The 12947-nt window shown below is 63.9% G+C and carries 12 protein-coding genes; 5 read left to right on the top strand and 7 right to left on the bottom strand.

The annotated features are described in order from the left end of the window. Positions 1–93: 93 nt before the first annotated feature. Both AC1Q7Q_RS39625 and AC1Q7Q_RS39620 read right to left on the bottom strand, forming a co-directional pair. Entirely contained in the window at positions 94–1563 is a 1470-nt protein-coding gene (locus AC1Q7Q_RS39625) for a coniferyl aldehyde dehydrogenase (RefSeq protein WP_492376049.1), read from the bottom strand. Continuing rightward, on the bottom strand, positions 1560–2468 hold the full coding sequence (locus AC1Q7Q_RS39620) for a sterol desaturase family protein (protein ID WP_492376048.1): 909 nt from the start codon (positions 2466–2468) through the stop codon (positions 1560–1562). The genes AC1Q7Q_RS39625 and AC1Q7Q_RS39620 overlap by 4 nt, the downstream gene beginning before the upstream one ends. Positions 2469–2593: 125 nt before the next feature. Here AC1Q7Q_RS39620 and AC1Q7Q_RS39615 point away from each other — a divergent pair, with 125 nt between their 5' ends. Together AC1Q7Q_RS39615 and AC1Q7Q_RS39610 are read left to right on the top strand one after the other, a co-directional pair. Beyond that, complete coding sequence (locus AC1Q7Q_RS39615; RefSeq protein ID WP_492376047.1) at positions 2594–3511, top strand: LysR family transcriptional regulator; 918 nt, start codon at positions 2594–2596, stop codon at positions 3509–3511. A 282-nt stretch (positions 3512–3793) separates the two neighbouring features. Continuing rightward, complete coding sequence (locus AC1Q7Q_RS39610; RefSeq protein ID WP_492376046.1) at positions 3794–4414, top strand: TetR/AcrR family transcriptional regulator; 621 nt, start codon at positions 3794–3796, stop codon at positions 4412–4414. On the opposite strand, the gene AC1Q7Q_RS39605 is transcribed toward AC1Q7Q_RS39610, so the two are convergent. Both AC1Q7Q_RS39605 and AC1Q7Q_RS39600 read right to left on the bottom strand, forming a co-directional pair. Beyond that, positions 4320–5102 (bottom strand): TetR/AcrR family transcriptional regulator, encoded by a 783-nt coding sequence (locus AC1Q7Q_RS39605; protein ID WP_492376045.1) that lies wholly within the window; start codon positions 5100–5102, stop codon positions 4320–4322. The two genes, AC1Q7Q_RS39610 and AC1Q7Q_RS39605, sit on opposite strands and share 95 nt — an antisense overlap. Beyond that, complete coding sequence (locus tag AC1Q7Q_RS39600) at positions 5099–6118, bottom strand: 2Fe-2S iron-sulfur cluster-binding protein (RefSeq protein ID WP_492376044.1); 1020 nt, start codon at positions 6116–6118, stop codon at positions 5099–5101. Before AC1Q7Q_RS39600 ends, AC1Q7Q_RS39605 begins: the two co-directional genes overlap by 4 nt. Before the next feature lie 178 nt (positions 6119–6296). On the opposite strand from AC1Q7Q_RS39600, the gene AC1Q7Q_RS39595 reads away from it, so the two are divergent. After that, positions 6297–7382 carry a ferritin-like domain-containing protein gene (locus AC1Q7Q_RS39595; RefSeq protein ID WP_492376043.1) on the top strand — a complete coding sequence of 362 codons (1086 nt, stop codon included), beginning with the start codon at positions 6297–6299 and terminating at the stop codon, positions 7380–7382. A 70-nt stretch (positions 7383–7452) separates the two neighbouring features. Here the strand turns inward: AC1Q7Q_RS39595 and AC1Q7Q_RS39590 are convergent, their stop codons facing one another. The 3 genes from AC1Q7Q_RS39590 to AC1Q7Q_RS39580 form a co-directional block, all read right to left on the bottom strand. Further along, a complete protein-coding gene (locus AC1Q7Q_RS39590; RefSeq protein WP_492376042.1) occupies positions 7453–8691 on the bottom strand; it encodes a type II toxin-antitoxin system HipA family toxin in 1239 nt (412 codons plus the stop codon). Further along, positions 8675–9001 carry a helix-turn-helix domain-containing protein gene (locus AC1Q7Q_RS39585; protein WP_174427236.1) on the bottom strand — a complete coding sequence of 109 codons (327 nt, stop codon included), beginning with the start codon at positions 8999–9001 and terminating at the stop codon, positions 8675–8677. Before AC1Q7Q_RS39585 ends, AC1Q7Q_RS39590 begins: the two co-directional genes overlap by 17 nt. A 269-nt stretch (positions 9002–9270) precedes the next feature. Then, a complete protein-coding gene (locus AC1Q7Q_RS39580) occupies positions 9271–10305 on the bottom strand; it encodes an AraC family transcriptional regulator (RefSeq protein WP_492376041.1) in 1035 nt (344 codons plus the stop codon). A 132-nt stretch (positions 10306–10437) separates the two neighbouring features. Between AC1Q7Q_RS39580 and AC1Q7Q_RS39575 the strand changes: the two genes are divergently transcribed. Both AC1Q7Q_RS39575 and AC1Q7Q_RS39570 read left to right on the top strand, forming a co-directional pair. Continuing rightward, positions 10438–11967 (top strand): flavin-containing monooxygenase, encoded by a 1530-nt coding sequence (locus AC1Q7Q_RS39575; protein ID WP_492376040.1) that lies wholly within the window; start codon positions 10438–10440, stop codon positions 11965–11967. A 15-nt stretch (positions 11968–11982) separates the two neighbouring features. After that, positions 11983–12924 carry an alpha/beta hydrolase gene (locus AC1Q7Q_RS39570; RefSeq protein ID WP_492376039.1) on the top strand — a complete coding sequence of 314 codons (942 nt, stop codon included), beginning with the start codon at positions 11983–11985 and terminating at the stop codon, positions 12922–12924. Positions 12925–12947 lie beyond the last annotated feature (23 nt).

Genomic DNA, 12947 nt, shown 5'->3' with positions numbered 1-12947 from the left:
TGAAAGTAGGTAATCGCCAGGCTCTCCCTTGAAACCCCTCAGTACGAAAGTACTGGGGGGTTTTGCTTTTGCGGCTGCGGATTCAGAAGGGCTTCAGAACGGTTTCTTCACCGCCACATCGCCCTGGCCGACAAACAGCTTCATCGTCAGGCGCTGCGCCAGATTGCCGTAGGGCGGATAGAACAGCCCGATGGGAAAGAACCGGTGCCGTTTGAACACGGTGCGTGCATGCGAAAGTTCGCGAAACCCCTCTTCGCCGTGATAGTTGCCCATGCCTGAGTTACCCACGCCGCCAAAGGGTGCGTCGTGGTTGACCACGTGCCAGGCCCAGTCGTTGATGGTGACGCCGCCAGAATGCGTGCGTGCAAGCAGCTTCTTGCGCTCGGCCGCATCGTGGCTGAAGCAGTACAGGGCGAGCGGACGCGAGCGTTGCTGCACCATGGCGATGGCCTGCTCGTGCGTGTCGTACGGCAGCACTGGCAGGATGGGGCCAAAGATCTCCTCGCGCATCAGCAGCATGTCGGGCGTGCAGTTTGTCACGACGTGCAATGGCAAGCGGCGGCCGGGGCCGACCTCGCCGCAGGCCATCACCGTCGCGCCCTTGGCGCGCGCGTCGTCCAGCATGGCCTGGATGCGTGCAGCGTGGCGATCGGTGGCCAGCGCCGTGTAATCGGGGTTGTGCCCGGTCCGCTCGCTGAACAGTTCGCCGAAACCTTCGATCACCGCCTTGACGAATTCGTCCACGCGTTCGCGCGGCACCAGCGCGTAATCGGGCGCCACGCAAACCTGCCCGCAGTTGATGCCCTTGCCATGCGCGATGCGCCGGGCGGCCTCGCCAACGGGATAGTCGCGCAACACGATGGCAGGCGACTTGCCGCCAAGCTCGAGCGTGACCGGCGTGAGATTGCGCGCCGCCTGGCCCATGACGATACGGCCTACCGCCGGCGAGCCGGTGAAAACGAGATGGTTGAAGGGCAGGTCGCTAAAGACGCCAGGGTTTTGCAACTCGCCGCCGATCAATGCAACGTGATCTTCGGCGAAGATCTCGCCAAGCATGGCCTTGAGCGTGGCGTTGGTGGCTGGCGTTGTCTCTGGCATCTTGATCATGACGCGGTTGCCGGCGGCCAGTGCGGCCACTAGCGGGCCCAGTGACAGATAGACCGGGAAATTCCAGGTCGCGATGACACCGACGACGCCCTTGGGCTGGTAGGTAACGTGCAGGCTGTTGCTGGCGAACAGCAGTTCGGGCCGGCGACGGCTCGCCCGCATCCAGCGGCGCACATGCGAGATGGCATGACGGATCTCCAGCGTGGTCGGCAGCACTTCCAGCATCTTGGTCTCGGCCAGAGAGCGTCCGCCGAAATCCTGGGAAATCGCTTCGGCAAGCACGTCCTGGTAACGCAGCAGTTGGTGCTTGAGAGCGCGCAAGTGTTCACGCCGCTGCCCGGCATCGGGCAAGGTGTGGCGCAGGAAGGCTTGCTGTTGCGCGGCGAACATGGCCTGAACGCGGGCGCTCAGGATGTCTTGCCTGGCCAGTTCTTCTGTCAGAGCGCGAGCATTCATGTGGACCTCTGCTGTTTATCGACCTGCAGTGCTGTATCGGAATGGGTGTCGGTCTCCGCATAAGCCCGTCCGCCAAAGCGCAGCGCGGAGTGTGCCCGGCGCGACTGGAACAGCGGGTAGAACATCTGGGTGAACCAGCGCTCCTGCCCGAACAGCACGTCGTCCTGCAAGCCAATCTTGGCGGGATACTTGCGCGTGATGTGTGCCGAGCCAAACAGGATGTCCCAGAAGAACAGCAAATTGCCGAAGTTGCCCTTGTAGTGGCCGATGCCGTCCTCATTCGTCATTGCGTGGTGCGCCCAGTGGGTGGCGGGCGTGGAGATCGTGCGTTCCAGCATCCACATCAGCGGACGCAGTGCACGGATTCGGTACAAGGGCTCGTCCCACCGCCATGCGCTGTGCGCGCCAAGGATCACCGTCAGCTTGATGACCAGGTACGCACCGTAGACTTTAGCGAAACCCAGATACAGCAGCACACCTGCAATCCACAGGCCCGGCATCATCAGGTAATAGAAAAAATTGTTCCGGTACGTGATGCGGATGCTCATGTACTGCGCGGTGTGGTGCGCGCGATGCAAAGGCCACAACAACGGCGAATGCGACACGCGATGCCACCAGTATTGCGTCATGTCGTCGCAAATCAGCAGGATCGCGGCCATTGCCCACCATGGCAGGTGCGCCCACGCACCTTGTTGTTCCGGCATCAGCCAGGCGCAAAGCTTGCCGGCCCCCAGCAAGGCCAGGGGCTGGGTGATCGCGAGCAGGCTCACGAACATCGCCAGTTCCAGCTTGGTATCGTCCAGGGTAGGGTTGACGCTGTTCTTGTAGCGCCGCGTGACCCACTCCATGCAGGCAAAGCCAAGCATGGCGATCACGATCAAGATGTTCTGAAGGTGCGGACTCATTGGGGCTTGTCTCCGATCTCGCTTTTTGGCCTGAAAGGCTTTAAGTCCGGCTGACTGTAGGCTTGCTCGGTCAATGCGTCCAATGCATACTATGCAATGTTCCAATGCGTACGGAGCAACGCATCATGATGGACCTTCGCCGCCTGAGCCACGTTCTGGCGCTTGCCGATGTCCTGCATTTCGCGCGGGCTGCCGAGCGGGTGCACCTCAGCCAGCCTGCGTTCAGCCGCAGCATCCAGGCCATCGAGGCGGACCTCGGCATCCGCCTGTTCGATCGTGACGTGGGCGACGTGCGGCCGACCCCGGCCGGCGAGTTCGTGATCGGGCGGGCCCGCAGGCTGCTCTTCGATGCGCGGTGCCTGCAGCGCGATGTCGATCTCTTTCGAGACAGCCAGTTGGGCGACACCGCCTTCGGCGCCGGGCCATTCCCGGCAGCGACCCTGATGCCGCGTGCGTTGTCCGAACTGCGGCGCCTCTATCCCAAAGTGGCCTTGCGCGTGGAAGAGAGCAACTGGCAGCAGTTGCTGGAACGCCTGCGCGCCGAAGACATCGAGTTTTTCGTCGCGGACGTGCGCGACCTGCCGCAAGACCCTGCACTGGAAATCCGTCCACTGGGGACGCAACCCGGTTTCTTCTACGTACGCACCGCGCACCCGCTTGCCGGACGTCAATGCACGGTGGCAGATGCCTGGCAGTACGGTGTCGCGGCGACGAAGTTGCCAAGCGTCCTGAGTACCGAGCTGGCCAGGGTGCTCGGCTTGCCGGCGGGCGAGGAAGCTGTGCTTGCGCTCGAGTGCGATGACATTGCTATCCTGCGGGCCGTGACGCTGTCCACCGACACGGTTCTCGCCGCCACGCAGACATCGGTGCAAGCTGATCTCGATGCCGGCGCGCTGCTGCCGCTGCGCATCAAGGGGCTGCCGTCGCTGTTCTCCGAGATGGGCGTTGTCAGCCTGCGCAACCGGACGCCGTCACCGATGGCGCAAAATGCCATCGCGTGCATCGCGCGGGTCGCTGGCGAGGTGAACGCCAGGCTCTCCTGATCATTACGCCTACGAACGGCGCCAGCGCGGCAATCAACGCGCGGTTGCTGATCGGGATCACCCCCGGGCAGGTCTCGCCGGGCAGCGTGCGATCGCAATGCAGGCGGCAGGGCAAGGGTAGGAAGGCCGCATAATGCGGCATTGCTTGCGCTTATCGATTATTTGTATTCCATGCCTATTCGCCGAAAATCCTCGACGCCAGCCAGCGCGCCCGCTCGCCAGGACGCCCCCGTGCGGCGAGCCGCAAAGGGACCCGTCGCAATCACCGTCACCCCGCCAGCCATGCGCCCCCCACGCCAGCCGCGCAGCGAGCAGAACCTGGTCAACATGATCAAGGCGGGGCGTGCGCTGGCAGAGCAACGCGGCGACCTGGATGACATTTCCCTGAATGACGTCGTGAAGGCCGCCGAGACGTCGATTGGCGCCTTCTATGCCCGCTTCAAGGACAAGGAGGCGTTCCTTCAGTTCATGCTTGAGGCCGCGCTGGACGAGGCCGAAGCACTCACGAAAAAATCGATCACCAGAGATCCGGTCTGGCAAGCCGGCTCGGCTACGGCCATCGTGGAGCGCATCGTGCGCGTCTACGTAGGCCAGTTTCGCCAGAATCGTGGCCTGTTCAAAGGCTTCCTGCGGCATTACTCCGCGACCGGGGGCGGCGACAATCCCATGCGGCAGGCCAACCGCCGCATCCAGGATTTGCTTGTGCCATTGCTGGCCAGGCAACTCGATTCCCCACGCGCTGGCACCGCGGACTTCGAGGTGCGCGTCGCCATTCAGTTCCTGGTGGGCACGCTGGCCAATCTGTTGCTCAACGATCCGGGCCCGCTGCACCTGGAGCAACGCAAGCTGGAAACCCACCTGATCCGCATGATGTGCCGCTATCTGATGCTGCCAGAGGCGTAGGCAAGACGTCGCCCGCCGCTGGCAAGGCGAGGTAGCGGTGCAGCATCTCGGTGAGCCGTTGCTCCTGCCGTGGATCGTACAGATCCAGGGCGCTGGGCGTATGCAGCACGATGTTGGTCAATGCACTGATGACAAGCTGGACCGCGATGCGGGTCTCATCATCCGGCCCGCTGAAGCGCCCGGCGGCAACGCGGCTGGCCAGGCGCGGCACCATGGCATCCAGGATCTGCCGGTTGGCCTCGCGAATGGGTTGCCACAAGGGGTTCTGCGCGGGGCTATGCCGCATATACGCGGCAAACAGGCCACGGTGCTTGCGGAACAGGCCGATATAGAAGCCGACGATGCGCGTGCAGATCGCGTGGGCCGGCCCTGCGTTCCAGGCGGGGTCCGTGGCCAGCGAATAGTCCAGCTCGGCGCGCAGCTCCGCCAGAGTGTCTTCCAGCACCAGCGCGCAGAAGGTCTCCTTGTCCGGAAAGCGCGCATAGAACGCGCCAACGGACGTGGACGCGGCCCGCACGAGATCGGCGAGCGAGAAGCCGGTCAGGCTGCCGGCCTCGTTGATCAGCGCTCTCCCGGCGGCAAGCAGCGCCTTCAGCGTGGCCTCGCTTCTCTCCTGGCGGGGCTGTTTCAGCCCCGCGCGCAGTGTTGGCGCCGCGGCATCAGCGGGGGCCGTGGTTTCGGGTGTCATACGTCGAAGGTGATGGCGACCGGCCGCTCCTGGCGTGGGCGCGCCTGGCAGGTCAGGATCCAGCCGGCGGCAAGTTCGTCAGCACTGAAAACATCGTTGCGTGCATGGACGACCGCGCCATCCACGCACTTGGCCGCGCACGAGCCGCAATAGCCTTCCTCGCAGGCATAGGGCGCATCCACGCCGCAGGCCAGCGCGGCCTGCAGCAGGGACTGGCCGCTGGCAACCCGCACCACATGCAGGGCGCCGCCGAGGGTTACCGTGGCGTCGCAAGCCGGCGCGGGCACTGGCGCCGCGCTTGCCACCTCGGCCTCCTGCGCGGCCGCGTCAAACCGCTCCAGATGCACGCGCCCCGGCGCCATGCCGGCCACTTCAGCGGCCCCCAGCACGGTCTGCATGAACGGCCCGGGGCCGCACAGATAGAGCTGGCCGTGTGGCACCGCCGAGAGCAAGGCGGCAATCTTGCCACGTTCGGGAAAACCATCAGTATCGTCGTGGTGCAGATGCACGGCCAGCCGATCGGAATTGTCGCGGGACAGCCTGGCGATCTCCGCCGCGAAGATCGTGCTGCCGGCATCCCGATTGGCGTAGTAGAGCGTCATCGCGCAGCTGCTGGATGCCAGCGCCGAACGGATCATCGACAGCACCGGCGTAATGCCGCTGCCCGCCGCGCAGAAGAAGAGCGGGGCGTCCATGTTCTTGCACACGAACCGGCCGGTCGGCGCGCTTACCTCCAGTTGCGTGCCAGCGCCGACATGCGCATGGAACCAGCCCGACGCGCGGCCCCCCGGGATGCGCTTGACGGTGACGACCGGAAGGCCGCCTGCCTCGGGCGAGCTGGAAAGCGAATAGCTGCGTAGCAGTGTTTTCCCGTCCACGTTTACCCGGAAGGTGAGGTGCTGGCCGGCGCGATAGACGAAGGATTGCTGCAGCGCATCGGGGACCAAGAGCGCGTAGGAACGGGCGTCTTCGGTCTCCTGAGTGATCTGCGCGACAGTCAGATTGTGGAACTGCATCAATGTCTCCTGGTTTCTGCGGGCCCTGTGCCGGACCCTTGAAATAACAAGAAAGAGAATTATGATTCTGTTTATAGCCGGAAGCAAAAGCAAATTCAAGACCGATCCCACCACCGGCTAGGGTAAGCAAAACAGGCGGGGAGAACGGTCAAAACCCATGAGCGCCAAAGGAGATTGCATGTCATCCCTTCATCGTTACACGCTGCCGGTGGTCCAGACAGGCTGGTCGATCGGCAGCCAGGTTTCCACCGAGTTCAACTGGGAGTACGACAACGAGAATTCCAAGCTGCTGCAGCTCTACGAGACCAGCAAGAAGCAGCAATGGAACGCCACCGACCGGATCGACTGGTCGCAGGAGCTCGACCCCGAGAACCCGCAGGAGCTCGATGACCGGATGATCCCGATCTACGGCACGCCGCTGTGGGAAAAGATGGGCAAGCACGACCGCATCGACGTGCGCCGCCACCAGCAGGCGCATTCGCTGTCGCAGTTCCTGCATGGCGAACAGGGCGCGCTGATGGTGTCTGCGCGCATCGTGCAGATGGTGCCGGAGATGGACGCCAAGTTCTATGCCGCCACGCAGACCATGGACGAAGCGCGGCACGTGGAAGCCTATTCGCGCCTGCTGCATGAAAAGGTTGGGATCATCTACCCGATCACGTCCGGGTTGAAATCGCTGCTTGAAACCATCCTGACCGACTCGCGCTGGGACTTCTGCTACCTCGGCATGCAGGTGCTGGTGGAAGGCCTGGCGCTGGCCGCGTTCCAGCGCATTCGCGACTTCTCCAAGAATCCACTGGCGGCATCGATCAACGCCTACGTGATGCAGGACGAAGCGCGCCACGTTGCCTTCGGCCGCACTGCGCTGCGCGGCTATTATCCACAGCTGACGGAGGCCGAGCGCAAGGAGCGCGAGGACTTCGTGATCGAGGCCTGCTACCTGATGCGCGATCGCTTCGACCAGAAGGAAGTCTGGGGCCGCCTCGGCTTGCCGGAAGAAGAGTGCGCCAAGGCCGTGCGGGAGTCCGAGACCATGCGGCAGTTCCGCCAGCGGCTGTTCAGCCGGATCGTGCCGACCGTCAAGGATATCGGCCTGTGGAGCCCGCGTGTGCAGGCGGCGTTTGCCGACATGGGCGCGATCGAGTTCGCCAATGTCGACGTCGAGGCGCAGTTTGCGCAGGACCAGAAGATCGCGGAGGAGTTTGACGCGCGCCGCGTGGTGATGGAGTCGATTGAGGCCGCGCAGGCCGAAGCCAGGCACTGAAGCGGTCTTGGTTGCGGGCCCGGCCTGTCTGGCCGGGCCCGCGCGCATTACGCGGCGAGCCGGCGTGCTTTTACGCCTGGAGCGCCTGCAAGCCCTTTGCGAGGCGCTCGCGCATTCGTTGCCTCAGTTCGGTAGACAGGTGGGCGTTCACCGTAGGGAACGTATCGGCAATGCGCGCCAACAATTGATTCAGATGCGTTGCGGCTGCGTTCTTGTCATCAAACCCGAAGTGCACCGCATCCGCCAGCACGGCGTCGCGCGCGATATCGAAGCGGCCCTCGGACAGTTGCATGGTGAGCGTCCTGGGTTGCTCGTCGGGATTGGGAACGACGTCGAACGCCGGCGAGAGTCGCCAGCGCTGCTCCCGCGCGTGGTAAATAGTCGCATGATTGCGTGGATGGTCGTCATCATTGCCGACGATGGCGTTGAACACCATGCGTTCGAACAGCTCGATCCGGTCTTCGAGCGGCGCGCCTATCCGTTTCAGTTCCTGTGCCAGGCGCGGATAGCTCCACGAGGCTGACAGTCCGCCGGGATACTCGACGCTCAGCAAAGAGGCGCCACTGAGTGTCATGGTTCTTTGCTGGCCATGGCGATCGAAGCGGCAAATGCGCACTACGCTCAGCCCGTCTTTGACCTGGTGATGCACCGATCGCGCGAAATGCATGCCTGCGGTAGCGCCCCACTGCAAGGTGAAGTGTTCCAGGCTGGGAATGTCTGCCGTGTCGCTGGGCAGAATCGGCTTGACCAGCCAGTAGTCCTCGCCGTCTTGCAGCGTGCCCTTGGGCCGGGCGCCGCCCAGGCTGGGCGTGGCCATGAGCATCCTGCGCAGCCTCGCATCGACGGGTGGGCGCCTTTCGTACATGGCAAGCAGTTCTTCGGCCAACCCTTCAAGTTGCAGCAGCTTGGGGCTTGTGATGACATCCACGGAAGGCTTGCGCGAGACGCCGACGGCCAGTGCCCCCCAGCGATCGCCATTCCTGGCCAGTCTCAGATAAGTGCTGTCGTGCGCATCGTCGGCAAGATTATGTTCGCGCTGTAAAAGCATCCGTCCCCACGAATCCGGGCAGGCATCACGCAACACGTCGTGCAGGCCGCGATACCGATGGGCGAGATGGTCGATGCCTGCAATGAGCGGCAGGTTGACCGGATCGATGGACCACGGCATGGCCGCATCCATGTAGCTCGGGGCATATCGGAACAGGCCGGTACGTCCGTCCGCGTGTTGGGCATAACGACCGACGGTTACCCAATCGCCCGTGTCCGGGCGTTGCAGGTAGATGAACAGCGGCTTAGAAGTAGTCATCATCCCTCTCGGAAGCGGGCGGGCGAGCCCTGGCATGCGGGCTGGTGGCCCAATAACGCGGGTCCGGCGGCGGCGCAGCCATATCCAGCAACCCGAGTATCAGCAGAGCGGTGAGATAGGTTGCGGCGCCCGCGCCTGGATCGCCCCGTTCGACTCGGCGCAAGGTCGCATCTGAGATTCCCATGCGCGCGCACAGGTCGGCGGCGGGAAGGTGTTGTGCGACGCGTTGTGTGCGTATGCAGCGGCCCCAGGTTCGCAGGCGTTCCGCTACCAGCGATGGTACGGCTTCGGCATGCAGCAGCTTCTTCGGCACAAGAACCTCCAGTTATAGATATCAGTTTAAGTGAAGTAAAACGATTTCTATGAGGTCGGTTTGCTAACGGAAATCCAGACGGAGGAGCAATGAGTTGTTGATTTGTTTATAGATATCGTTTTATTTAGTGTAACACGATATCTATGATAGGACTTGTGTAGTCCAGTTCCGTGTGGGCATGGCGTGCTTGGAGAGGGCAACCAGGGGCATTGGCGACTAGCTTCCACCGGTTCGCCGAGCCGATTGCCTTGGGGCCGGGCGCCATGCCGTCAGTCATCACCACTGCGCGCCGAGCGCAGCGCCAGCCGGAAGGCATGCGGCGTCTGCCCACGCCAACGCCGGAACGCATTGATGAAACTAGTCGCCTCGGCATAGCCCAGGCGCGCGGCAATCTGTTCAATCGACTGGTGCGGGCCACTCAGGAACGCCTCGGCCAGCGTCTGCCGCACTTCATCGCGCAGTTCCGCGTAGGTCGTGCCTTCGTCCAGCAACCGTCGCCGTAGGGTTCGCGCCGTCATGTGGAGCTTGTCGGCCGCCGCCGTCATACCCGGCATTTCGGCACAGTGGGCTGCCAGCAGGTCGCGCACGCGGCCTGCCAGGCCGAGGCGCGCGCGCCGGGCATCCAGCAACTTGCGGCACTGATCGCGCGCGGCGGACTGCGCCAGCACATTGGCCTGGGGCAGCCGTTCGGCGAGCCGCTTGCTGTCCAGCAGGATGGCGTTGTGTGGCATGCCAAATGCGGGTTCGACGCCGAAGACGCGCCGGTAGGGCTCGGTGCAGTCCGGCCGGGCGAAGCGCAGGTGCACGGTTTCCTGGATCGGCACCGCATCGAACAGATCCCGCAGCACGGTGAGGAAGGCGGCCATGTCGCGCTCCACATTGAACTGCCGCAGGCCTTCCGGCACGTCCGAGTCATCCACGACGAGCCACGTTTGCTGCCCAGCCTCTTCGACTCGAAACGACGTGAAGGCAAAGGTCAGGTCGAAATACTGCAGCGCTACCTCGAGCGCAGCACTCAGCGTCTGGCTGCTGAAGATGGCCAGGCCAAGTACGCCGAATGCGGTGAAGTGATAGCGTTGGCCGACCTCGATGCCAAGGCCCCGTGCATCGCCTAGCGCGTCGACCATATTGCGGATCAAGCGGAGCTCCTGCTCGCCACGCACGAGCAGGTTGGGGTTCGTCAGTTGAGCCTCGGTAACGCCAGTACCCGCCAGCACGGCGGGCACAGTCAGGCCATGCATGACCGCAAAATCGGCCATCAAGCACATGCTGGTCACGTTGCGCTCGAAACTCCATCTCGGCATGGCGGGGCTTTCCACTCTCTGATCTGGTGTCCCCGATTATCGATTTTTTGTCCGGCTTTGTCATTACCGCACTGCCTGGCCGCGCGTACCCTTCGCACACTCAAAACAAAACCGATGCAGGCAGGAGACAGGATGGCGATGTCACAGAAGGAAAGCCCCGATGGGGCCAGCGCCGAGATGGCGAGCGCAAACACGACCATGATCGCGATCATCGGGTCCGGATTTGGCGGCCTGTGCATGGCCATCCAGCTCAAGCAGGCCGGCATCGACGCGTTCGTCATCCTGGAGAAGGCAGGTGGCGTCGGCGGCACCTGGCGCGACAATCACTATCCGGGCGCGGCTTGCGATGTGCAATCGCACCTGTACTCCTATTCCTTTGCGCCCAAGGCCGACTGGTCGCGCAAGTTCGGCCGGCAGCCCGAGATCCTTTCCTACATGCAGGGCTGCGTGGAGCGATACGGCCTGGCCAACCACCTGCGGTTCGGCAAGGAAGTCACCTCGGCGGATTTCGACAAGGAAGCCGGCCACTGGGTCATCACCAGCAGCGACGGCGCCGTGTTGCGCGCGCGCGTGCTTGTGACCGCCTGCGGCCAGCTCAATCGCCCGGCCGTGCCAGCAGTTCCCGGGATTGATGCATTCCAGGGCAAGGTATTTCACTCCGCGCGCTGGGACCACGGCTACGACCTGGCGGGCAAGACCGTCGCGGTGATCGGCACCGGCGCCAGCGCGATCCAGTTCGTGCCGCAGATCGTCCCCAAGGTGAAGGCGCTGAAGCTGTTCCAGCGTTCCGCTGCGTGGGTCGTGCCCAAGCCGGACAGGCCGTTTACCGCGCTGGAACAATGGCTGTTCAAGCATGCACCGGTGGCAGAGCGCCTGTATCGCACCATGATCTACTGGAAAAACGAGAGCCGCGCGCTGGGCTTTACGCGCTTTGGCTGGCTGCTGGAAGTGGTCGCGCTGCAGGCGCGCCGGGAGGCCTGGCGCCAGGTGCGGAATCCGGAGAAGCGCCGCAAGCTCATTCCCGAGTACAAGATCGGCTGCAAGCGCGTGCTGATCTCGAACGACTGGTACCAGGCCGTGGATCAGGATCATGTGGACCTGATCACGCAAGGCATCTTACGCGTGGAAGCCGACGCCATCCTGACGCGCGATGGGCAGTGCCATCCGGTGGACGCCATCATCTACGGCACGGGCTTCCAGGCTACCGACTTCCTGGCGCCGATGCGGGTGACCGGGCTGAGTGGCATCGACCTCAATCAGGCCTGGCGCGATGGCGCGCAAGCCTACAAGGGCATCAGCGTTTCCGGCTTCCCGAACCTGTTCATGCTCTACGGCCCTAACACCAACCTCGCGCACAGCTCGATCGTCTTCATGCTGGAGTCGCAGGTCCGCTACGTCATGCAGTGCGTCGCCAGCCTGCAGGCGCCCGGCCTGCACTTCATGAACGTGAAGGCTTCACGCCAGAAGGCATTCTCCGACATGGTGCAAAGGCAGTTGAAGCACAGCGTCTGGGAAGCGGGCTGCACCTCCTGGTACAAGACCGCCACGGGCAAGAACACCATCAACTGGCCAGGCTTCACGTTTACGTACCGCCGCATTGCTAGCAAGCTGGACCTGCGGGATTACGAACTGCATCCCGCGCCCGGCCGTCCAGCGGCCTGAACCACAGGGCAAGTCATGAAGAGAACCCTGCTTTCCTGGTTTGTGCGCGGGTGCGTCAAGCCGGTGCTCTCGCCAAGCTTCTCCGCGCGAGCCCAGCGGCGCTGGGGCCGCTTTATTGGGCGGTTCCTGCTCGGCACGCGAGGCACGGCGAGGAACCGGCACAGGATAGCTGGCGTGCCCGCTATCCTGTTTTCGCCGACAGCGCAGCGGCCGGCGAGCACCGTGCTGTACCTGCACGGCGGCGGCTATGTGATGGGCGGGGAGGGCAGCCACGGCAAGCTGATGGCGCGCTTTGCCAAAGCCGCGCAGGCGCAGGTGTGGCTGCCGGATTATCGCCTGGCGCCGGAGCACCCCTTTCCGGCCGCGCTGCGCGACGCGCTGGCGGTCTACGCGGCCCTGCTGGAACAGGGGCACGCGCCGTCGCAGATCGCGCTGGCTGGGGATTCCGCCGGCGGTGGCCTGGCAGTGGCCACCGCCGTGGCCATCCGCGACAGCGGCCTGCCGCTGCCGGCATCGCTGGTGCTGCTCTCGCCGTGGGTAGACCTCAGTCTCGCCGGTGCCAGCTTGCAGACCCATGTCGAGCGCGATTGCCTGGTCCATCCGCAATGGCTGCAAGCTTGTGCCACTGCCTATCGCGGCGCCAGGCCTGCGAACGATCCGGGCTGCTCGCCACTATTCGCCGACCTGCGCGGCCTGCCGCCCATGCTGATCCAGGTGGGCTCGGAAGAAGTGCTCCTGTCGGACGCCGAGCGCCTTGCCGATACGGCCACTGCCGCCGGCGTGCAGGTGCAACTCCAGCAATTCGATGGCCTCTGGCACGTATTCCAGCTGCACGCTGGCGTGCTGCGCGAGTCAGATGCCGCGATCGCGCAGATCGGGCATTTCATCAGACAGACCACCGGGCCAACGTCCGCATGGATCGCGCCAGATGCGATGGAGACAGCGGTGCCAGTCTAGTGTGACGTTGCCACGGCCGCATG

The sequence above is a fragment of the Cupriavidus sp. GW823-FHT07A04 genome (genome assembly GCF_058794615.1).
The sequence above is the reverse complement of the archived record's forward strand: the minus strand, read 5'-3'. Positions and strand labels throughout refer to the sequence as shown.

Coding starts and splice junctions, on each gene's coding strand:
- AC1Q7Q_RS39625 (WP_492376049.1), bottom strand. CDS start 1,563: ATGAATGCTCGCGCTCTGACAGAAGAACTGGCCAGGCAAGACATCCTG.
- AC1Q7Q_RS39620 (WP_492376048.1), bottom strand. CDS start 2,468: ATGAGTCCGCACCTTCAGAACATCTTGATCGTGATCGCCATGCTTGGC.
- AC1Q7Q_RS39615 (WP_492376047.1), top strand. CDS start 2,594: ATGATGGACCTTCGCCGCCTGAGCCACGTTCTGGCGCTTGCCGATGTC.
- AC1Q7Q_RS39610 (WP_492376046.1), top strand. CDS start 3,794: ATGCGCCCCCCACGCCAGCCGCGCAGCGAGCAGAACCTGGTCAACATG.
- AC1Q7Q_RS39605 (WP_492376045.1), bottom strand. CDS start 5,102: ATGACACCCGAAACCACGGCCCCCGCTGATGCCGCGGCGCCAACACTG.
- AC1Q7Q_RS39600 (WP_492376044.1), bottom strand. CDS start 6,118: ATGCAGTTCCACAATCTGACTGTCGCGCAGATCACTCAGGAGACCGAA.
- AC1Q7Q_RS39595 (WP_492376043.1), top strand. CDS start 6,297: ATGTCATCCCTTCATCGTTACACGCTGCCGGTGGTCCAGACAGGCTGG.
- AC1Q7Q_RS39590 (WP_492376042.1), bottom strand. CDS start 8,691: ATGATGACTACTTCTAAGCCGCTGTTCATCTACCTGCAACGCCCGGAC.
- AC1Q7Q_RS39580 (WP_492376041.1), bottom strand. CDS start 10,305: ATGCCGAGATGGAGTTTCGAGCGCAACGTGACCAGCATGTGCTTGATG.
- AC1Q7Q_RS39575 (WP_492376040.1), top strand. CDS start 10,438: ATGGCGATGTCACAGAAGGAAAGCCCCGATGGGGCCAGCGCCGAGATG.
- AC1Q7Q_RS39570 (WP_492376039.1), top strand. CDS start 11,983: ATGAAGAGAACCCTGCTTTCCTGGTTTGTGCGCGGGTGCGTCAAGCCG.